The 18,561-nt window shown below is 61.0% G+C and carries 19 protein-coding genes; 8 read left to right on the top strand and 11 right to left on the bottom strand.

All coding sequences use genetic code 11. The features are described from left to right. Positions 1-161: 161 nt before the first annotated feature. The 3 genes from MB824_RS08860 to MB824_RS08870 form a co-directional block, all read right to left on the bottom strand. The gene (locus tag MB824_RS08860) at positions 162-608 is read right to left on the bottom strand and encodes a hypothetical protein (RefSeq protein WP_238748120.1); all 447 of its coding nucleotides are present in this window, start codon (positions 606-608) and stop codon (positions 162-164) included. 39 nt (positions 609-647) lie between these two features. Further along, positions 648-1,166 (bottom strand): GbsR/MarR family transcriptional regulator, encoded by a 519-nt coding sequence (locus MB824_RS08865; RefSeq protein ID WP_238748121.1) that lies wholly within the window; start codon positions 1,164-1,166, stop codon positions 648-650. 260 nt (positions 1,167-1,426) lie between these two features. After that, positions 1,427-3,085, bottom strand: coding sequence for an electron transfer flavoprotein-ubiquinone oxidoreductase (locus tag MB824_RS08870; protein WP_238748122.1), 1,659 nt, complete (start codon positions 3,083-3,085; stop codon positions 1,427-1,429). A gap of 123 nt (positions 3,086-3,208) precedes the next feature. Between MB824_RS08870 and MB824_RS08875 the strand changes: the two genes are divergently transcribed. Next, the gene (locus MB824_RS08875) at positions 3,209-3,769 is read left to right on the top strand and encodes a hypothetical protein (RefSeq protein ID WP_238748123.1); all 561 of its coding nucleotides are present in this window, start codon (positions 3,209-3,211) and stop codon (positions 3,767-3,769) included. A 106-nt stretch (positions 3,770-3,875) separates the two neighbouring features. Here the strand turns inward: MB824_RS08875 and MB824_RS08880 are convergent, their stop codons facing one another. From MB824_RS08880 to MB824_RS08900, 5 genes are all read right to left on the bottom strand, one after another. Beyond that, positions 3,876-4,133 carry a GNAT family N-acetyltransferase gene (locus MB824_RS08880; RefSeq protein WP_238748124.1) on the bottom strand — a complete coding sequence of 86 codons (258 nt, stop codon included), beginning with the start codon at positions 4,131-4,133 and terminating at the stop codon, positions 3,876-3,878. Between the two features lie 96 nt (positions 4,134-4,229). Next, positions 4,230-4,760, bottom strand: a complete 531-nt coding sequence (locus MB824_RS08885; RefSeq protein WP_238748125.1) for a hypothetical protein — start codon at positions 4,758-4,760, stop codon at positions 4,230-4,232. Between the two features lie 45 nt (positions 4,761-4,805). Beyond that, a complete protein-coding gene (locus tag MB824_RS08890) occupies positions 4,806-5,345 on the bottom strand; it encodes a hypothetical protein (RefSeq protein WP_238748126.1) in 540 nt (179 codons plus the stop codon). A gap of 92 nt (positions 5,346-5,437) precedes the next feature. Beyond that, a complete protein-coding gene (locus MB824_RS08895) occupies positions 5,438-5,824 on the bottom strand; it encodes a diacylglycerol kinase (RefSeq protein WP_238748128.1) in 387 nt (128 codons plus the stop codon). Positions 5,825-5,899: 75 nt separating this feature from the next. Beyond that, positions 5,900-7,981, bottom strand: coding sequence for an AsmA family protein (locus MB824_RS08900; protein ID WP_238748129.1), 2,082 nt, complete (start codon positions 7,979-7,981; stop codon positions 5,900-5,902). A gap of 231 nt (positions 7,982-8,212) precedes the next feature. Between MB824_RS08900 and trpS the strand changes: the two genes are divergently transcribed. Both trpS and MB824_RS08910 read left to right on the top strand, forming a co-directional pair. Then, entirely contained in the window at positions 8,213-9,226 is a 1,014-nt protein-coding gene (trpS, locus tag MB824_RS08905) for a tryptophan--tRNA ligase (RefSeq protein ID WP_238748130.1), read from the top strand. 369 nt (positions 9,227-9,595) lie between these two features. After that, entirely contained in the window at positions 9,596-10,981 is a 1,386-nt protein-coding gene (locus MB824_RS08910) for an MATE family efflux transporter (RefSeq protein WP_238748131.1), read from the top strand. A gap of 177 nt (positions 10,982-11,158) precedes the next feature. On the opposite strand, the gene argF is transcribed toward MB824_RS08910, so the two are convergent. From argF to MB824_RS08925, 3 genes are all read right to left on the bottom strand, one after another. Next, on the bottom strand, positions 11,159-12,166 hold the full coding sequence (gene argF / locus MB824_RS08915; RefSeq protein ID WP_238748132.1) for an ornithine carbamoyltransferase: 1,008 nt from the start codon (positions 12,164-12,166) through the stop codon (positions 11,159-11,161). 86 nt (positions 12,167-12,252) lie between these two features. Further along, positions 12,253-13,629 (bottom strand): hypothetical protein, encoded by a 1,377-nt coding sequence (locus MB824_RS08920; protein WP_238748133.1) that lies wholly within the window; start codon positions 13,627-13,629, stop codon positions 12,253-12,255. Between the two features lie 114 nt (positions 13,630-13,743). Continuing rightward, positions 13,744-14,445 carry a lipoyl protein ligase domain-containing protein gene (locus tag MB824_RS08925; RefSeq protein WP_238748134.1) on the bottom strand — a complete coding sequence of 234 codons (702 nt, stop codon included), beginning with the start codon at positions 14,443-14,445 and terminating at the stop codon, positions 13,744-13,746. 329 nt (positions 14,446-14,774) lie between these two features. Between MB824_RS08925 and MB824_RS08930 the strand changes: the two genes are divergently transcribed. From MB824_RS08930 to MB824_RS08950, 5 genes are all read left to right on the top strand, one after another. Further along, a complete protein-coding gene (locus tag MB824_RS08930) occupies positions 14,775-15,290 on the top strand; it encodes a hypothetical protein (RefSeq protein ID WP_238748269.1) in 516 nt (171 codons plus the stop codon). Positions 15,291-15,313: 23 nt separating this feature from the next. Continuing rightward, entirely contained in the window at positions 15,314-15,976 is a 663-nt protein-coding gene (locus MB824_RS08935) for a PspA/IM30 family protein (RefSeq protein WP_238748135.1), read from the top strand. Between the two features lie 284 nt (positions 15,977-16,260). After that, complete coding sequence (locus MB824_RS08940) at positions 16,261-16,761, top strand: hypothetical protein (RefSeq protein WP_238748136.1); 501 nt, start codon at positions 16,261-16,263, stop codon at positions 16,759-16,761. Between the two features lie 150 nt (positions 16,762-16,911). Next, positions 16,912-17,379, top strand: a complete 468-nt coding sequence (locus MB824_RS11665) for a tetratricopeptide repeat protein (RefSeq protein ID WP_305067915.1) — start codon at positions 16,912-16,914, stop codon at positions 17,377-17,379. Positions 17,380-17,650: 271 nt separating this feature from the next. Then, positions 17,651-18,499, top strand: a complete 849-nt coding sequence (locus MB824_RS08950; protein WP_238748137.1) for an SPFH domain-containing protein — start codon at positions 17,651-17,653, stop codon at positions 18,497-18,499. Positions 18,500-18,561: the final 62 nt, after the last annotated feature.

Genomic DNA, 18,561 nt, shown 5'->3' on the forward strand with positions numbered 1-18,561 from the left:
CGCACCTTCCGAGCAGCTTAAAGTGCTGCGCCGGTGGTGTGAAATTTAGGGCTTATCTAGTACAGCCCCAAAAATTTTGCAGATATGGGGACTGTTTTTGTTAAAGCCTTCGGCTTTCAGGCTGCCCTAATGGTTCGCACAAAGGCAGCCTGAAACGCGGTTTACAGCGCCTTGGGCAACACAATGGCAGATAAAATCGCCGCCGACAATCCACCCACGCAGGCAGTCCACACAGCAGCTATGCCGTCATGCGCCCAAACCAGCCCCATCGCTGCGCTTGCCAACGCGCCCACCGCTACTGCCAAAGCCACGTTGCTCCCCGAATACTCCGCGCGCAAAAACGCCAGCAGCACGCCGCACAACGCAGCAGGCAGCGTGCCCATTGCCACGCCCAAAGCCATGCCCAGCAGCCACAACTCCCCAACCCCTGCGCCAAAAGCCTGCCCGATTGCCAGCAGCACCAGCAATCCGCCCAAGCCGCCGCCCAACAGCGTAAACACGGCAATCACCCGCGCATTCGGGTATTCAGGCTGCCTTTTGGCAAGATAGGCATACGCCGACACGGCAAGCGCAAGGGCGGCTAAGGGAAAAATCATCAAAGTGCTCATGGTTTGCCTTTCAGGCTGCCTGAAATCGCGGTACTGCGCCTAACGCAGCAGCTTCTGTATTCCCGCGCCCAGTTTCAGGATTTTGGCCATCGCGCCCACCGACAGGCGCAGCATTTCGTTGGTCCAGGCGGTGAGCGTGCCGATAAAGTCGCGGGTTTGGCTGATGCGGCGGCGCACGTCTTCGTTTTCCTGGGCAAACTCGGGGCTTTCCATCAGCGTTTGCAGAAACTGCAAAGTCGGCTCGATTTCGCGGCGCTGGCGCTCGGCAACAATGGTGCGAAACAGCGTCCATACATCGTCGGAAGTGGCAAAGTGGTCGCGCCGATCGCCCATAATGTGTACTGTCTGCACCAACTGCCAGCTTTGCAGCTCTTTGATGCTGGTGCTGACATTCGAGCGCGCCACGCCGAGGGTTTCGACGATTTCTTCGGCATTCATCGGCCGCCCGATAATGTAGAGCAGCGCGTGAATCTGCGCCACGGTGCGGTTCACGCCCCATTTGGCACCCATCTCGCCCCAGTGCAGGACGAATTTTTCAGTAGTCGGATTCAGTTTCATGGCGCGCAGTTTAGGGATTGCGGTTATTTCTGTCAATACAGAAATAAAAGTTTTTGCGTGGGGGATATTAAGGCAGCCTGAAAAGTCAGGCCGGTGTGATGGTGCGCGGTGCGCACCCTACAGCTGTTTTCAGGCTACCGCGCGTGGTGCGGGCAGCCTGAAAGTTTGTTGATTCGATTGTTTGGACGGATGCAGCCTGAAAACGTTTTTCGCTTTGGGTGGGGCAGGGGGCGGTGTGGGCAAACGCTTTTTCAGGCTGCCTACATCGCGCCGTAGTTGGGGCCGCTGCCGCCTTCGGGGCAGGTCCATTCGATGTTTTGGCTGGGGTCTTTGATGTCGCAGGTTTTGCACTGCACGCAGTTGGCGGCGTTGATGCGCAACTCGGGGCGACCGTTTTCTTCGACGATTTCGTAAACGCCGGCGGGGCAGTAGCGGGTTTCCGGGCTGGCGTATTCGCGGTAGTTGAGGCTGATGGCAAGCGCGGGGTCGCGCAGTTTCAGGTGTACGGGTTGGTTTTCTTCGTGCGACAGATTGGCGAGAAACACGCTGCTTAAGCGATCGAAACTGATTTCGTTGTCGGGCTTGGGGTAGTTGATGGGGCGGCAGGCGGCGGCTTTTTTCAGGCTGCCGTGGTCGGTGCCGTGGTGTTTGATCGTCCACGGTGTGCGGCCTTTGAAAATATATTGTTCGAGCGCGGTGTAGGCAAAGGCCGGCCACATGCCCCATTTGAAGGAAGGGCGGATATTGCGGGCGGCGTGGAGTTCGCGGTAGAGCCAGCTTTGCTCGAAAAGCTGCTGGTAGGATGCGGCTTCGGGATTGCTTTCAGGCTGCCCTTCGCTGCAGTCTGCCAAAAGCGGCAGCAGCGCTTCGGCGGCGAGCATGCCGGATTTGATGGCGGTGTGGGTGCCTTTGATGCGCGGTACGTTGAGAAAGCCGGCGCCGTCGCCAATCAGGGCGCCGCCGGGGAAGCTGAGTTTGGGCAGGCACTGCAGGCCGCCTTCGACCAGCGCGCGCGCGCCGTAGGCGATGCGGCGGCCGCCGGCGAGCATTGGGCGGATGGCGGGGTGATTTTTGAAACGCTGGAATTCTTCAAAGGGCGAGAGATAGGGGTTTTGATAGTCCAGCCCGACCACAAAGCCGATGGCGATTTGGTTGTCGTCCATATGGTAGATAAAGGAGCCGCCGTAGGTTTTGGTATCGAGCGGCCAGCCGGTGGTGTGCACCGCCAGCCCGCTTTGCGACTGGCCGGGCGGCACTTCCCAGATTTCTTTGATGCCGATGCCGTAGGTTTGCGGCTGGCTGCCGGCATCCAGATTGAAGCGGCGGATCAGGGTTTTGGTCAGCGAGCCGCGTGCGCCTTCGGCAAACAGGGTTTGCTGCGCGTGCAACTCCATCCCCGGCTGGTAGTTGTCGCCGCGCGTGCCGTCTTTTTCCACGCCCATATCGCCGGTGGCGACGCCTTTAACCGAGCCGTCGGGGTGGTAGAGCACTTGGGCGACGGCAAAACCGGCATAGATTTCGACGCCGAGGTTTTCCGCCTGCTCCGCCAGCCAGCGGGTGAGCAGGCCGAGGCTGATGATGTAGTTGCCGTGGTTTTGGAAGCTGGGCGCAGTAGGCAGCCTGAAAGCACGTTTTTTGGTGAGAAACAGCACTTTGTCTTCGCGCACCGCGCAGGTGAGCGGCGCGCCGGTTTCGCGCCAGTTGGGTAGCAGCTCGGTGAGCGAAACCGGATCGAGCACCGCGCCCGAGAGCACGTGGGCGCCGACTTCGCTGCCTTTTTCCAGCACGCAGACGCTGATGTCGCGTTCTTCTTTTTCGGCAAGCTGCTTGATGCGGATGGCTGCCGCCAGCCCGGCCGGGCCGGCGCCGACGATCACGACGTCGTACTGCATGCTGTCGCGTTCGGTTTCGGGGTTCATGGATGTTGTCCTTATGGTTTGTGTTTGTGTTTGGCGCCGCCGCTTTTTCAGGCAGCCTGAAAGCCTGTGGCGGCGCTTTGTGTTAGAGTGGCGGCCGTTTTTGTTTGATTGGAGGAAGACGCCGTGTTGCCTTACGCCCGATTTCTGCTGCCCGCCGCCTGCGCCCTGCTCTTGGCTTCCTGCGGCGGCGCGCCCAAAAAAGCCGGCCGTCCCAAAATTCAGTCCAAGTCGTCTGCCGGCCGCAGCGTCAATGCGGCTGCCGGCGATGATGCGCTGATTGCGGCGGCCGAGCGCCAAAGCAGCGGCAAGGCGCGCGCGGTGTTGGAGCAGGCGCGCAAAATGACTTTGTTCGAGCGCGTTATCGTTAAGGGCGGCTGCTGGGACTATCTGGATTTGGTGTTTACCCGCGCCGGCGTGCCGCGCAACAGCCGCCAAACTGTGCACAAAGGCAGCCTGAAAGGCGGCCCCTATGCCGACAGCAGCCAAATCCGCCCGGGCGACTGGCTGTATTATGTGAACCACGATTACCGCGGCAACGAACACAGCGGCCTGTTTGTCGGCTGGGTGGACGAAGCGCGGCGGCAGGGTTTGGTGCTGAGCTACGCCGGCGAAAACCGCCGCGAGCCGGCGCGCTACAAGGTTTACGATTTGAGCAGCGTCTATACCATTATCCGCGCGCCCTAAATGCTGTTTGCGAAAAGGCAGCCTGAAAAGATTTTCAGGCTGCTTTGTTATGGCCGCGGCGGCTTTTTCAGGCTGCTTTTTGTCGGAGAAGCAGCCTGAAAAGGTTTCAGGCTGCGCTAAAACGGCGCTGGGCAAACGGACAGCTGGCGCGCACGCTCCAGCCTTCCTGCGCCGCCAGTTTTTCCATCGCGTCCAACAGCTGGTTGCCGGCGCCCTGGCCGCGCAGGCTGTCGTCCACATGGGTGTGGAACACTTCGATGGTGTGGGCGTTCAGGCGCCGCCACTTGGCTTCCGCCAGCAGTTTTCCTGCTTCGTCGCGGTGGACCAGAGCCTGGGCTTCGCGGACAAACTGCAAAGGATTCATCGCTTTCTCCCGTCGCCAAAAAAAGCGTATTGTAAAAAAATGTTGCCGCTTAGGCAAAGTGCTTTTCAGGCTGCCGGTATGGGGCAGCCTGAAAGTTTAGTCCGCCGCCAGATGGCAGCCGGGGATTTTGAGCGCGCGCCGGCGGTATTCGACGGACAGGGCGGCTTCGTTTTTTGCCGCTGCACCGCGCCCCTGCCGCAGCGCGGCTTTTTCTTTCTGATAGGCGGCGCTGTTTTCCTGACAGCGGCGCAGATTTTCCGCCTGCACCGCCTTTTGCTTGGCGATTTCCTGCTGCGCGGCCTGCTGCAGCGCGGCGGCTTCGGCATCGTCGATGCGGCGGTAGGCGGCTTTGCCCATCTTCAGCGTGGCGCCGTCGTCCGAAAGCTCCAGCGCTTCGCCGCCGGCCAGCGCGAGCACGCCTTTGTCCTGCGGCTCAAGCGCCTGGCTGCTGCCGCTGCCGCCGAGCACGTCGTCTTTGAGCAGATAGCTGCCGTCGTCGGTTTTTTGGATTTGAATCAGGTATTGGAAGGAAACGTTTTCCATCTTCCAATAGCCTTCGTAGCGCTCGTGGCCTTTGCTGCAGGCGGCCAGCAGCAAAACGGTAAACAGGGCGAACAGTTTTTTCACGGCGAAACTCCTTAAAGTGGAATGAAAAAAGGTTTTCAGGCTGCCTTACAGCGAGCAGCCGCGGATTTGTCGGGTTTTGGCGCGGTATTCGGCTTCCAGGCGCTGGTGCTGCTCGACCACTTCGCTCCACACTTCTTTGGGCGTGGTGACGTCGGGCTTGCCCAGCGCCAGCTTGCGGTTGGCGTATTCGGCCAGCAGGCTTTGGCAGCGCTGGCGGTTGTTTTCCTGCTCGGCGGCGGCGGACTGCGCCTGCGCGCGCAGCGGCTCGATTTCGCTGTCGGGGAGACGGCGGTAGGGCGCATCGGCCAGTTGCAGGGTTTGGCCGTCGTCCGAGAGCGTCAGCCGGCTGCCGCCGGTGTTGCTCAGGCTGCCGTCGGCCAGCGCGAGCAGGGTTTCGTCGGCGGGATGGGCGCCCAAAACATCGCGCCGCAGCCGGTAGCTGCCGTCGGCGCTTTTGCCGATTTCGAGTACGCGGTAGGGATCGGCGCCCCGGGCGGCGGGCTGCCAGTGGCCGACGTAGCGCTCGTGCGGATTGCCGCAGGCGGCCAAGAGCAGGGCGGCGCACAGGGCGGAGAGTTTGTTCATGCTCGGATTCCTGAAAAATAGTCAAAACGCTTGAAGCAGCCTGAAAGCGGTGTTTGGGCTGTTGGCGGCAGCCTGAAAAACGATGCCGCCGCTCAGCCGTACAGCGCCATCAGCCACAGCAGCGCGGTCATCACCAGCGCCAACAGCTGCGCCGCCGAACCCAGGTCTTTGGCACGCTTGGCCAGCGGGTGGCGTTCGCTGGAAATATAGTCGACGGCCGCTTCGATGGCGGAATTAAGGGCTTCGGTAATCAGCGACAAAAAAGACACGCCCAAAAGCAGCATGCGCACCGGCGTATCGAAATCGCAGAAAAACTGCACAACCAGCAGCGCGGCGTGCAGCCACACCAGCTGGCGGAAGGCGGCTTCGTACTGCCAGGCGGCAGCCAGGCCGTCGCGCGAATAGCCGAGGGCGGCAAAGATGCGTGCCAGGCCGCGTTTGCCGGGTTTGTTCGGGGTGAGGTTGGGCTGGGGATTCATGGTCGTTCCCTGATAAAAAGGGGTAAAAAGCAGCCTGAAAACGCTGCAACGGGCTTTCAGGCTGCCTGAAACCGGTTATTTTTGCCGTTTGAGCCATTGCCATTGGCCGGAAAGGGCGTCTTGGACGGCTTTTTTCTTGGCTTCGGGGTCGGTGATGCCGGCGGTAATCTGCTGGTAGTCGAGGCTGACGGTGGGTTTGTCGAGGGTGCCGCTGATGCGTACCGGCAGCGGCGGCGTGCCTTCGCCGTTGTGCAGCAGCACGCTTTCGCTGACGGTGCCTTCGGCAAGATTGGTTTCGCCGCTGCCGCTCATATCGACGGCGGGGTCGGTCAGGCGGGCTTTGACGGTATTGCGGCTGATGCCGTTTTCAATCGTGCTCTCCAGCTCGAAGCGGGAAAACGGGGTGTGGACGGTGGGGCCGCCGCCTTTTTTGTCGAGCAGGCCCTGCGCCAGCGCGCGCAGGTTGATGCCGAGCCATTGACCGTCGGCCACGTCGAATTTCAGGCTGCCGGAAAGGCTGGCGAGCAGCTCGCGGCGGCCGGAGCCTTTGGCCGACAGATCGAAAATAGCGCGGCCTTTGCCGCTGATGGCGCTGTAGCGCAGCAGATCCTGCAGCATCGGCAGCAGTTCGACGTTTTCGGCGTTTTGTTTCAGGCGGTATTCGGTGGGCACGGTGTTGCGCACGGTGAAGCTGCCGCTGGTGCGGCCGCTGTAGAGTTCGGCCGACAAAGGATCAAAGCGGGCTTCTTCGGCGTCGGCGTTGAGGGTGGCGGCGATGTTTTCGACGTTCAGCCCCGGCAGTTCGAGCATGCCCAGCGCCAGATCGACTTTGAGCTTGAGTTTGCGGTCGTGCCATTCGGGGTAGGGGCTGGCGGCGGTTTCGCTTTGCAGCAGGTCGAGATAGGGCGCGGCGTTGAGTTTGGCGAGATTGGCGCTGCCGCCGATGTTGTCGCCGCTGCGGGAAAATTCGATTTTGGCCGGCTGGCGGTCGAACAGCCCTTGGGCTTGGAACTGCCAGTTGCCGCTGGCGGGCAGTTTCAGGCTGCCTTCCCATTCGGAAACGAAGCGCTGGCGGCCGTCGGCGCCGTTTTGCTGGCTGATGAGTTTGAACTCGGGCACCGAGAGCGTGCCGTCGCGCCATTGGGCGCTGCCGTCGAGCTTGAGGCTGAGCGGATCTTGGCCGGGGGCTTCGGTGTTGAGGTTGAAGACGGTTTCGTCGCTGCTCCACACTTTGCCGCTGCCGCTGACTTTGGGGCTGGTAAGGGTGCCGTTGTAGCGGCGGCTGCCTTCGGCGGCGGTGAAAACGGCGTTGAGGTTGCCGATGGTGGCGCGGCCGTTTTGCCACGCGGCGGCATCGGCGCTGAGATTCAGGCTGCTGTCGTAGCGTTTGCTGTTGAGGGTGAGGGTGGTTTTGTCGGCCGCGGGCGTGCCGCCGGCAAAGCGCAGCGAACTTTTCAGGCTGCCTGAAAAGCCGTAGCTGTGTTCTTCGCCCGAAAAATCGGCGGCCAGATCGGGCAGCGAGAAGGTTTTGCCGTCCCAGCCGACGGTGCCGGCGGCGCTGATGTCCAGCCGCAGGTCTTGTTCTTCGAGCCGTGCGCTCAGGGTGTAGGGCTGGTTTTCGGCGTCGGCGCGGGTCATGGTGAAATCGACGGCGCCCAGCTGCCAGCGGCGGCCGTTTTCGCGCAGGGTAAGGGTGCCGTTGCGGATATTGACGCGGTTGAAACGCGGGCTGGGACGCGCGGCGGATTGGAACAAATCGGCGATGTCCCACACGCCTTCGTCGTTGATATTGATGTCGGCGCGGACGTTTTCGAGAGTGAGTTTTTCCACTTCCGGCTCGTCCCACAGGCTTTTCCACGCCATGCCGATGCGGATTTCTTCGACTTCAAAGGCAGTGCGGCCGCCGCCGGCTTCGCTCAGCTCGGCGTGGTAAAGGGTAACGGTGGGGCGGGGAAAGAGACGGCGGTCGATGCGCTCGGCAAAGCGCACGGTGCGGTTTTTGCCCTGCAACGCAGCCTGCGCTTCCAGCTGCAGAGTGTCGTGTTCGGACAGGCGGTAGAGCGAGGCATAGGCGCCGATATAGACGGCGGCGAGTATCAGCGCGCTGTAAGTAAGGATGCGGATCCATTTGCCGTGGGTGTGGATAAATGCGTACATGGATGCAATACGGTATCGGAACAAATCCATTCTAGCATTAAAGCCGCCGCTGCGGCGGACGGCGGTACCGCCTGCGGATACGCTGCCTGCCGTGTAGCGGGCGACCGCGCGGATGCGGCGGTTTCGGCCCGCGCGGTTTCAGGCTGCCTGTGCTAAGATTCGACCTTTTTTATCCCCGCCGCCGGCCGTTTTGCCGCGCCGGCGGGCAGTTGAGCAAACAGAAAGCACAGCATGAGTACCAAACGCGTCCTGACCGGCGTTACCACCACCGGCATTCCCCATCTGGGCAACTACGTCGGCGCCATCCGCCCCGCCATCCGCGCCGCAGCCGAAGGCGGCGCCGAATCTTTCCTGTTTCTGGCCGACTACCACGGCCTGATCAAATGCCACGAGCCCGAGCGCATCCACGAATCCACCCGCGCCGTGGCCGCCACCTGGCTTGCCTGCGGCCTTGATACCGAGCGCACCACCTTCTACCGTCAGTCCGATATCCCCGAAATCCTGGAATTAAACTGGATTCTGACCTGTATCACCGCCAAAGGCCTGATGAACCGCGCCCACGCCTACAAAGCCGCGGTGCAGGACAATCTCGACAACGGCCAGGAAGACGCCGACCACGGCATCGAAATGGGGCTTTACAGCTACCCCGTGCTGATGAGCGCCGACATCCTGATGTTCAACGCCGACACCGTGCCGGTCGGCCGCGACCAAATCCAGCACGTCGAAATGGCGCGCGACATCGCCGCCCGCTTCAACCACCGTTTCAAAGAGCTGTTTGTGCTGCCCGAAGCCCGCATCGACGAGCAGGTCGAACTCTTAGTGGGCTTGGACGGCCGCAAAATGAGCAAAAGTTACGGCAACACCATCCCGCTGTTCCAAACGCCCAAAGAGCGGCAGAAAATGGTCAACAAAATCGTTACCAACCTAAAAGCGCCGGGCGAGCCCAAAGGCACCGACGAAAGCCCGGTGTTCGACATCTACAAAGCCTTCGCCACCCCCGCCGAAACCGCCGCCTTCGCCCAAGCGCTCGCCGACGGCCTGGCCTGGGGCGAAGCGAAAAAAATGCTCGCCGCCAAAATCGGCGCGGAGCTCGACGGCTACACCGAAAGCTACCACGAGCTCACCGCCCACCCGCAGCGCATCGAAGACATCCTGCAGGCCGGCGCCCAGCGCGCCCGCAAACGCGCCCGCGAGCTGCTCGACCAAGTGCGCGACGCCGTCGGCATCCGCCCGCTGAAGGGCTGATTGGCTGATTAACCGTATTTTCAGGCTGCCTGGTGCTTTCAGGCAGCCTGAAAACCGAATCAAACTATTTTCAGGCTGCTTGGTACTTTTAGGCAGCCTGAAAACCAACAGCTGCCGCGCGGGCGGTGCCGGCATTTGAATCAGCCGGCGCCGCATGCCGGCAGGGTGGCGCGGAATTAGCAAAGCAGCCTGAAAACGCTAAAACGGCTTTTCAGGCTGCTTTTTCTTGCCGGCGGCGGGGTTGGGGCGGCTGTCAAAAGCGGCGGCTATCGGTTAAGATGCGCGGCTTTTGGCTGCTGTTTTTATGCTGTGCCGGCTTTTCAGGCTGCCTGAAAGGTGCGGCCGGTCGTTTTTCCGATTGTTTGAACCATGCTTTTGAACCTGAACCGTTTTTCCCCGTCTTCTTTTCGTTCTGAATCCGGCAAGCTGGTGTCGCTGGCGCTGCCGATGCTGCTGGCGCAGATAGCGTCGGTGGGCGTGGGCGTGGTCGATACCGTGATGGCGGGGCGGGCGGGCAAGGACGATTTGGCGGCGGTGGCGCTGGGCAGTGCGGTGTTTGCCACGGTGTTCATCACTTTTTTGGGGATTATGACCGCGCTCAATCCGATGATCGCCCAGCAGCACGGCGCGGGCGAGCAGGGCGAAATCGGCGAAACCGGCCGCCAGGGCATGTGGTTCGGCCTGGGTCTGGGCGCGGCGGGTATGCTGCTGATGATGGCTTTGATCAAGCCGCTGCAGGGCTATCTGGCGGGCAAGGGCTACGGCGCTTATGTGCTGGATACGCTGGGCGATTATCTGTTTTATGTGGCGCTGGCGATGCCGGCGGCGATGGTTTACCGTGCGCTTTATGCCTATGCTTCCAGCCTTGACCGCCCCAAGCCGCTGATGTGGACGAGCTGGGCGGCGCTGCTGCTGAACGTGCCGCTCAATTATGTGTTTGTGTACGGCAAACTCGGCCTGCCGGCGATGGGCGGCGCCGGCTGCGGGCTGGCGACGGCGCTGGTGTTTTGGTTTAGCGCGGCGGCTTTGGGCGGCCATATCGTGCGCAATCCGTATTTTGCCGCTTTCGGTCTGACGGCGCGTTTCAGCCTGCCGCACAAGGCGGCGCAGCGGCGGATTTGGCAGCTGGGCTGGCCGATCGGGCTGTCTTATTTCCTTGAAGCCAGCCTGTTTACCCTGATTGTGTGGCTGATTGCCAATTTCGGCCAAGACACGGTATCGGCGCAGCAGGTGGTGATCAGCATCACCAGCGTGGTGTATATGGTGCCCTCGGCGGTGGGCGCGGCGACCACCGTGCGCATCGGTTTCGCGCTGGGACGGCGCCAGTTTGCCCGCGCCCGCTACATTGCCGGCGTGTCGCTGGCGATGGGCTGGGCGCTGGCGCTGCTGACGCTGACGGTGCTGGTGTTGTTCCGCCGCACGCTGGCGTCGTTTTACACCGGCGATGCTGCGGTGATTGCGATTGCCGCCAATATTCTGCTGTTTGCCGCGGTGTTTCAGTTTTTCGATTTCACCCAGTGCATCGCTTCTTACGCCCTGCGCGGCTACAAAATCACCCGCGCGCCGATGGTGATCCACGGCATCGCCTTTTGGGGGCTGGGGCTGCTGCCCGGCTATCTGCTCGCCCACCACGCCGGCATGGGGGTGTACGGCTTTTGGGCGGCGCTGATTGCTTCGCTGGCCGCCGCCGCGGTGGCGCTGGTGTGGTATCTGGAAAAATGCAGCCGCTGGGCGCAGCAGCACCGCGCGCTGTAGCTAAAGGCAGCCTGAAAACGGCAAAACCGCCGCCGGAGTGCGATCCGGCGGTGGTTTTGTCTGTTTGGCGTTTTCAGGCTGCTTGGGTTGGCTCGGAGAAAAAAGCAGCCTGAAAGCGGTAAAACGGAGCGGCGGCAAACGGTTTCAAAGGCAGCCTGAAAAACCGTTTGCCGGCTTTCAGGCTGCCTGCGGCGGGCGGTCGAGCAGGGCGACCAGCGCTGCTTTAATGGTGTGCATGCGGTTTTCGGCCTGGTCGAAAACGATGCTGGCGGCGCCTTCGAATACTTCTTCGCTCACTTCCACGCCGTCCAAACCGAAGGTTTGGTAGATCCATTCGCCGATTTTGGTTTCGCGGTTGTGGAAGGCGGGCAGGCAGTGCATGAATTTGACTTGCGGCGTGCCGGCGGCGGCCATTAGTTCGGTGCCGACGCGGTAGGGGCGCAGCAGGTCGATGCGCTGCTGCCAGATTTCCGGCGGCTCGCCCATGCTGACCCAAACATCGGTATGGATAAAATCGACGCCGGCAACGGCCTGCTGCGGGTTGTCGGTGAGCAGGATGCGGGCGCCGTTGCGCTCGGCCAGCTCGTGCGCGCGTGTGATTACGCTGTCGTCCGGCCACAATTCTTTCGGTGCGCCGATGCGCACGTCCATGCCCATCAGCGCGCCGGCCAGCAGCAGGGAGTTGCCCATATTGCAGCGGGCGTCGCCAACGTAGGCATAGGCGGTTTGGGCAAGGGCTTTGCCGCTGTGTTCGCGCATGGTCAGCAAATCGGCCAGGCTTTGGGTGGGGTGGTAGCGGTCGGTTAGGCCGTTGAACACCGGCACGCCGGCATAACGCGCCAGCTCTTCTATGGTTTCGTGGCCGTGGCCGCGGTATTCGATGCCGTCGTACATGCGCCCGAGCACGCGGGCGGTGTCTTTGATGCTTTCTTTGTGGCCGATCTGGCTGCTGCCCGGTTCCAGATAGGTTACCTTGGCGCCCTGGTCATGCGCGGCAATTTCAAAGGCGCAGCGGGTGCGGGTGGAGGTTTTTTCAAAGATCAGCGCAATGTTTTTGCCGCGCAGGCGTTGGGTTTCGCGGCCGGCTTTTTTGGCGGCTTTCAGTTCGGCGGCCAGATCGAGCAGGGCGTTGATTTGGTCGGGGGTGAAATCGGTGAGTTTGAGCAGGTGGCGCGGGTAGTCCATTTTTTCTCCTTATGTAGCGGGTGCGGCGGCAGGTTTTTCAGGCTGCTTTGCCGCGGTATTGCCGCCCTGTAGGCAGCCTGAAAAGTTTAGCGCAGGTTGACGGGAATGTCGCTGCTTTCAGTTTGGTGTTTGCTGTAGCGCGCAAAGCCGATGCTGCTGTTTTGTTCGTTCCACACCAGCCGGCGCGACGGGCTGGAATGCTCCGCCAAAATGCGGCCGATTGCGCCGCGGCGCTCGGCGGCGGGCAGACGGTAAAGCGCCAGGGCAGCCTGAAAGGCGCGCTGCTGCATGGCGCTGTCCTGCACATGTTGGAAATAGCTGTCCCAGGAAGTGAGCGCAATATCGGAGAGCACGCAGCCCTGGCCGTTGTTGCTGCAGGCCCAGAGCTGTTTCCAGCTTGCTTGGGCGGGCGGCTGCCAGATGATGGCTTGGTCGCGTTCGAGAGCGGCGGCCGTTTCGGCGTTGCAGCCCTGTGCATAATAGGCGGCGCTGCGGGCGCGGCTGTGTTCGATGTCCATCACCGGCACCCATATCATCCAGCGCGGTACACGGAGAGAACCGATGCTGTCTTCATCGCTCATATTTGCGGCTAGAGCCATAACGGTAAACATTTTGCGCGGCGACCACTCGGGCGACATTTTACGCAGCAGATTGGCCGAAGCGTGAAATTCGTCCTGTACTGCGGTGCACAGGTTTTGCTCTTGCGGCGACAGTACGGCAAAGGCGTCGTCGCATTCTTTGGGCAGGCGCTTTGCCCATGACGGATCTTCCGCCAGCATTTGCGCTGCCAGCGCGGTGTGTTTTTGAATCAGCGCATTGCCGACCATCGGATAGAGCATATTTGGGCGCCCTTGCAGCAGGGTGCGTCCGGTTTTCAGGCTGCGGCAAACGCGCACCAGCGCCGCCTGCTGCCGGCCGTCCGCCCAATCCAGCGCGGCGGTGGGAACGCTGAGAAACAGATGCTGCAACCGGGGTAGTGCCATATCGGACGAACCGGTGTGATCGTTCGGCCAGCCGGACTGGGCAAAAGCATCGTAGTCCGCCAGCCGGTCGATATTGGCCAGCAGCTCCCGATATTTTTCGGCCTGATCGCGGTATTGCGGCAGATTCCCACGTATTTCTGCCAGACAGTCGGCGGCGCTTTTGCCGCTGCCACAGGTAAATTCTCCGTTCTCTGGTTGCGGCAGTTCGTATTCGGCCAGCGCCGGCGGCCGGCTTCCGCGCATCAGCAGCGGCCGGTACGTTGCCATCATACGCTCGCGTTCGGCAGCGCTTTCGGCACGGTAGCCCAAAAGCCACAGCGCATCGCCGCCTGCGGTTTGCGCCGGCGCCGGTTTGACTGCCAGCCGCGCCAAATCGTCTTGGGCGGCGGCGATTTCCTGCCGGATCAGATACTGCGGCACGGCAAACAGCAGCACAAAAATCAAGGCAGACAACAATAAAAATACACGCAGTTTTTTCATGGCAAACTTGGGCAAATGGATTGGGGCGGCAGGCTTTCAGGCTGCTTAGCGCGGTATGCGGGCAGCCTGAATTCCGGTTTCAGGCAAACGGAGTCGTTGCCATGCCGTAAGTTTTCAGGCTGCTTCGGCCAGCAGCCGGCGCAAAACGGCGGCCAGTTTTGGGGCATCGGTATCGGCATGTTCGGCGGCGGCGATGCAGGCATCGGCACGGTAGCGCGTATCGCTGCCCAGCGCTGCTTCAAAGCAGTTGGCGCGCCCGGTCAGCGCGGCGGCATCGCCGGCAAGGATTACCGCCGAAAGCAGGGCGGTGTAGCCGTTGGGCGTGCCGCGGCGGCGCTGCCAGTATTGCGCGGTGCCGGCGATTTTGCGGCCGCCGGCGGCCAGATTGAAACGGCCGTCGCAAAACGAGCCGGCCACCGCCTGATAGCCGGTGGCGATGCCGATCTCGGCAAACAGCCGCTCCAGCAGTGCGCACAGCGCCAGATACTGCTGCTCGGCATCGCGTACCGGCTGCTCGCTCAATAGCGGCCGCGCCCAATACAGATTGACCACGGCGGGCGACTGCGGCACCACGCCGCCGCCCGACAGGCGCACATGCACCGGCAAGCCGTCGGCCGCCAGCGTAGCGCAGGCTTGGTCAAAGCCGGGCTTGCTGCGGTAGCTGCGCGGCACCACGATGCCGTCTTCGCCGCAAAACACCAGCACGGCATCGCAGCCGGCGGCTTGGGCGCAGTCGATCAGCCGCTGCTCGTTGTCCGCCCAGCTGTGGAGGGCGGTATCGAAGCTGTTATCGGCAAGCAAAAGCGGAGCGGGCATGGCGGTTTTGTAAGTTTGCGTAAACGGGCATTCTACTGTTTTTTCGCCGCGGTGCGTGATCGGCAGCAGAATTTGTCTTTCAGGCTGCTTGGGCAGGCAGCCTGAAGGGCGGTGGCGAAACGAAAAAAGCAGCCTGAAATCCAATCACGGTTTTCAGGCTGCCTTTTTATGGCGGGCGTGTTGCATTTGCACACATTTGTATCTTTATTATTTTTCTTTTTAAACATTGAATTGTGATTTTGTTTTTGTTTTTTTCGCAGTTTAATTGAAAACTGAAAATGTTTCATGTATATTCGCATACAAATGAATACAAAACAGGATAAATGGAAATGAACGCAGGCAACCGCATTCCCGTGAGCGTGCGAATTACGCAGGAAGACGCTGATTTTATTGCAGAGTTAAAAATTGAAGGCGCGAATACGCCGTCGGAAAAAATCCGTGAATTGTTGAAGCAGGCGCGGCTCGCGCACACGCAGACGCGCGATTACGAATCCGCGCTCACGGCACAGGAGCAGTTTTTTCAGACGGCCAGACGCAACGTGTTAAACGCCGAAAAACAGGCGGGCGTGCACTCGCACATCGTGGCGCGGCTGTTTGAGCAGCTGCCCGATTTGGCCGCCACGCTGGCCGCCGACCTGCCCGAAGAGGCCGCGCAGCCCGATTTGCAGAAATACGAGCGCGAGCTGATGTGGCGCATTGTGCGCCTGACCGACAGCATTTTGCAGCTTGCCGTTACCGGCAAAGGCGCGGCTTACGACGATACCGTGTTGCAACAGCTTGAAAACACTTTGAAACTGGCCGATATCGTGCGCCGTGCGTCTGAGGTTGGCGCAGAGGCCGTCTGAAACCTGAAACGAAAGGAAACAAAATGAGCGAAACCCTGTCCCGCCGCGTCGGCCGCCTGGTGAGCGGCGGCTTCCACGCACTGATTGACGCTGCCGAAAACCTTGCGCCCGAGGCGGTAATGAACGAGAGCATCCGCGAAATCGAGCGTGCGGTTGACGAAGTGCGTGCCGAGTTGGGCAAAGTGTTGGCGCAAAAGCATCTGGCCGCCAAGAAAATGGCCGACGAGAGCAACCGCCACGAAGCGCTGTCCGACCAAATCCGCGCCGCCGTGTCCGCCGCGCGCGACGATTTGGCCGAAAGCGGCATCGCCGAGCAGATGGACATCGAAGCGCGTTTGCCGGTGCTCGAAAACACCATCGCCGACTGCGCCGCGCAAGAAAAAGAACTCGAAGGCTTTATCGCCGCGTTGCAGGCGAAAAAACGCGAAATGCAGCAGCAGCTGCAAGACTGGCGCGCCGCGCAGCAAAACGCGGCAGCGGGCGGCGGCGCAGGCGGCAGCGGCCTGGAGCGCATCGCCCGCAACGCCGAAAAAAGCGGCAACGCCTTCGACCGCGTGATGGGCAGACAAAACGCCGTACACAGCGGCAGCGACGCGGCGCAGCTGGCTAAGTTGAAAGAATTGGAAGACCTGAGCCGCAGTAACCGCATCGCCGAACGGCTGGCGGCTTTGAAGGCGCAGAAGTGAGTGCGGTAGGTTGGATTCTTGAATCCGACAAGCGCACGAAGCGGCTTTCAGACGGCCTTTCAGGCTGCTTGGCAAAGGCCGTCTGAAAATAAAACTGCCGTCATTCCCGCGCAGGCGGGAATCTTTTGCGTGCTTCGGCAAACGGCAGAAAAAAACGCCATCACCCAAGCTGAAAAAAGATTCCCGCCTGCGCGGGAATGACGAAATACAGAGCTTTCAGGCAGCCTGAAAGACCCCAAGCTGCCTGAAAAGAAAACCCCGCCCCGATTATTGGAAAGAAAACCATGTCCCAGCCCGAAACCCCGCTTGCCGAACTGCAGGCCGCCGCGCAAAACGGCAGCCGTCCGCTGACTTGGCGTAAAACCGTTTCCCTAAGCGATGCCGATCGAAAATCGGTGAACATCCTGCGTTTCGGCATGTTTGCTTCGTGTTTTACCGTGCCGCTGTCGGTTCTGTTTCTGCACCGGATGCTGCCCGATTTGTTTTTTCACAGCGACGGCACGTTCAAAGCCGCCAACGCGCTGCCGTTTTTGCTGATGGCGGTGTCGATGGGAATGTTTGCCCTGTGGATGCTCAAGCGCATCAACAGCGTTCTGACTGCCGGCCGCGCCCTTGCCGTTTTTACGCTGGATTGGAAAAAGCGCAGTCTGACAATGCACGGCTTCGGCGGCTTTGGTGGGCGCATCGACCCCGCACACGCCGACTGGGCGCAGATTCTGCCCGACGGCCGCCCCGAGCAGCGCGAACGCCTGCAACAGCGCATCCGCCAACTGCTGGCGCGCTAGGGCAGCCTGAAAGGCCGAAAGGCCGTCTGAAAACCACAGGCTTCAGCAAAGTTAAAACCGGCAGCGCGGATTTTTCCCTGCGGGAAAACGTCGGATTCGAGAATCCGACCTACGCAAATCCGAAGGCCGTCTGAAGAAAGAAACGACGCGATGAAACGCAACAACGACAATGCTCTGACCGCGCCGCTGCTGGCGATGATGGTTGTGCTGGCCGCCGCCACCGCGCTGGTGTGGCTGGTGCAGCAGGCCGATGAGCGCGGCGGTTGGCAGAATGCCGCGCCGTTTGGCAAATTGTTTGCCAAGTCCGAAGCCGAGCCGCCGCCTGCGGAAATTATCCGCCGTGCCGAAGCGGGCGAAGCCGAAGCGCAGTATCAGGCAGGCGGCCACTATATGCGGCAAAACCGCTGGGATTTGGCGGTGCCGTGGTACGAAAAAGCCGCCGCGCAGGGGCATGCCAAGGCGCAGAACAATCTGGGCGTGGCCTATGCCGAAGGGCGCGGTGTGCCCGCCGATCCGCAAAAAGGCTGCCGCCTGATGGCAGCGGCGCAGCAGCAGCTTAATACCGACAACGGCCGCGAAAACGCCGCCATGTGCCGGGAAGAATTGGAAAAACACTGATTCGCGTCAGTTCCGTAGGCCGGATTCTTGAATCCGACAAACACCCGAAGCGGCTTTCAGGCTGCCTGAAATAACCCAAAGGCCGTCTGAAAACCACAGGCTTCAGCAAAGTTAAAACCGGCAGCGCGGATTTTTCCCTGTGGGAAAACGTCGGATTCGAGAATCCGACCTACGCAAATCCGAAGGCCGTCTGAAACTGAAACCTGCCCCGTTCAGGCAGCCTGAAAGCAGCCTGAAACCCCGTTCCGCCATTTATCAAGGAGACCCCGTCATGAACCAAACCAGTAGCAGACACAATATGTTCTATCTCAACGGCTGGCTCGCCGCCGCCATGCTGGCCGGTGCCGCCGTGCTGATTGCCATGGCGCTGTTTTCCACCGTCGGCGTGCTGGCCGCGCCGCTGTTTGTCTTTATTGTGCTGGCCGCCAGCGGCTTTCGTATCGTCCAGCCCAACACCGCGCTGGTGAGCACCTGTTTCGGCCGTTATTCCGGCATTTTGTCCGAGAGCGGGTTTTTCTGGATTATTCCGCTGATTTACCAAACCCAAAGCGTTTCCCTGCGCTCGGGCAACTACGTTACCCCGACGCTGAAAGTGAACGACGCCGCCGGTACGCCGATTGAAATCGCCGCCGCCATCGTTTACCACATCAGCAACCCCGCCGCCGCCGTGCTCGATGTGGAAAACGTCCACGATTTTATGCAGGTGCAGAGCGAGTCCGCCCTGCGCGCGCTGGCCACCCACCACCCCTACGCCGCCGAAGATACCGAAAGCCTGACCCGCCATTCCGAGCATATTCTCGAGCAGTTCCGCGACATGGTGCAGGAGCGCGTCGAGCGCGCGGGCATCAGCATCGACGAAGCCCGTTTCACCCACCTGGCCTACGCGCCCGAAATCGCCCAAGCCATGTTGCGCAAACAGCAGGCCGAAGCGGTAATCGCCGCCCGCTACGCGCTGGTGCGCGGCGCCATCGGCATGGTGGAAGGCACCGTCCGCCAGCTCGAGCAGCGCGATATCGTGAAAATGAGCGACAGCGAAAAAGCCAAGCTGGTAACCAATATGATGACCGTGCTGCTTTCCGAAGAAAACGCCGCGCCGGTGTTGAATGTGAGCGGCGATTGAGCAGACGTAGGTCGGATTCTTGAATCCGACAAACACACGAAGCCGCTTTCAGACTGCCTGAA

The organism is Kingella pumchi, assembly GCF_022288825.1.
Lineage (GTDB): Bacteria > Pseudomonadota > Gammaproteobacteria > Burkholderiales > Neisseriaceae > Kingella_D > Kingella_D pumchi.

What these genes read in the sequence shown, in the direction of transcription:
- MB824_RS08860 (WP_238748120.1), bottom strand. Translation starts at nt 608, where the DNA reads ATGAGCACTTTGATGATTTTTCCCTTAGCCGCCCTTGCGCTTGCCGTG.
- MB824_RS08865 (WP_238748121.1), bottom strand. Translation starts at nt 1,166, where the DNA reads ATGAAACTGAATCCGACTACTGAAAAATTCGTCCTGCACTGGGGCGAG.
- MB824_RS08870 (WP_238748122.1), bottom strand. Translation starts at nt 3,085, where the DNA reads ATGAACCCCGAAACCGAACGCGACAGCATGCAGTACGACGTCGTGATC.
- MB824_RS08880 (WP_238748124.1), bottom strand. Translation starts at nt 4,133, where the DNA reads ATGAATCCTTTGCAGTTTGTCCGCGAAGCCCAGGCTCTGGTCCACCGC.
- MB824_RS08890 (WP_238748126.1), bottom strand. Translation starts at nt 5,345, where the DNA reads ATGAACAAACTCTCCGCCCTGTGCGCCGCCCTGCTCTTGGCCGCCTGC.
- MB824_RS08895 (WP_238748128.1), bottom strand. Translation starts at nt 5,824, where the DNA reads ATGAATCCCCAGCCCAACCTCACCCCGAACAAACCCGGCAAACGCGGC.
- MB824_RS08900 (WP_238748129.1), bottom strand. Translation starts at nt 7,981, where the DNA reads ATGTACGCATTTATCCACACCCACGGCAAATGGATCCGCATCCTTACT.
- trpS (WP_238748130.1), top strand. Translation starts at nt 8,213, where the DNA reads ATGAGTACCAAACGCGTCCTGACCGGCGTTACCACCACCGGCATTCCC.
- MB824_RS08910 (WP_238748131.1), top strand. Translation starts at nt 9,596, where the DNA reads ATGCTTTTGAACCTGAACCGTTTTTCCCCGTCTTCTTTTCGTTCTGAA.
- argF (WP_238748132.1), bottom strand. Translation starts at nt 12,166, where the DNA reads ATGGACTACCCGCGCCACCTGCTCAAACTCACCGATTTCACCCCCGAC.
- MB824_RS08920 (WP_238748133.1), bottom strand. Translation starts at nt 13,629, where the DNA reads ATGAAAAAACTGCGTGTATTTTTATTGTTGTCTGCCTTGATTTTTGTG.
- MB824_RS08925 (WP_238748134.1), bottom strand. Translation starts at nt 14,445, where the DNA reads ATGCCCGCTCCGCTTTTGCTTGCCGATAACAGCTTCGATACCGCCCTC.
- MB824_RS08930 (WP_238748269.1), top strand. Translation starts at nt 14,775, where the DNA reads ATGAACGCAGGCAACCGCATTCCCGTGAGCGTGCGAATTACGCAGGAA.
- MB824_RS08935 (WP_238748135.1), top strand. Translation starts at nt 15,314, where the DNA reads ATGAGCGAAACCCTGTCCCGCCGCGTCGGCCGCCTGGTGAGCGGCGGC.
- MB824_RS08940 (WP_238748136.1), top strand. Translation starts at nt 16,261, where the DNA reads ATGTCCCAGCCCGAAACCCCGCTTGCCGAACTGCAGGCCGCCGCGCAA.
- MB824_RS11665 (WP_305067915.1), top strand. Translation starts at nt 16,912, where the DNA reads ATGAAACGCAACAACGACAATGCTCTGACCGCGCCGCTGCTGGCGATG.
- MB824_RS08950 (WP_238748137.1), top strand. Translation starts at nt 17,651, where the DNA reads ATGAACCAAACCAGTAGCAGACACAATATGTTCTATCTCAACGGCTGG.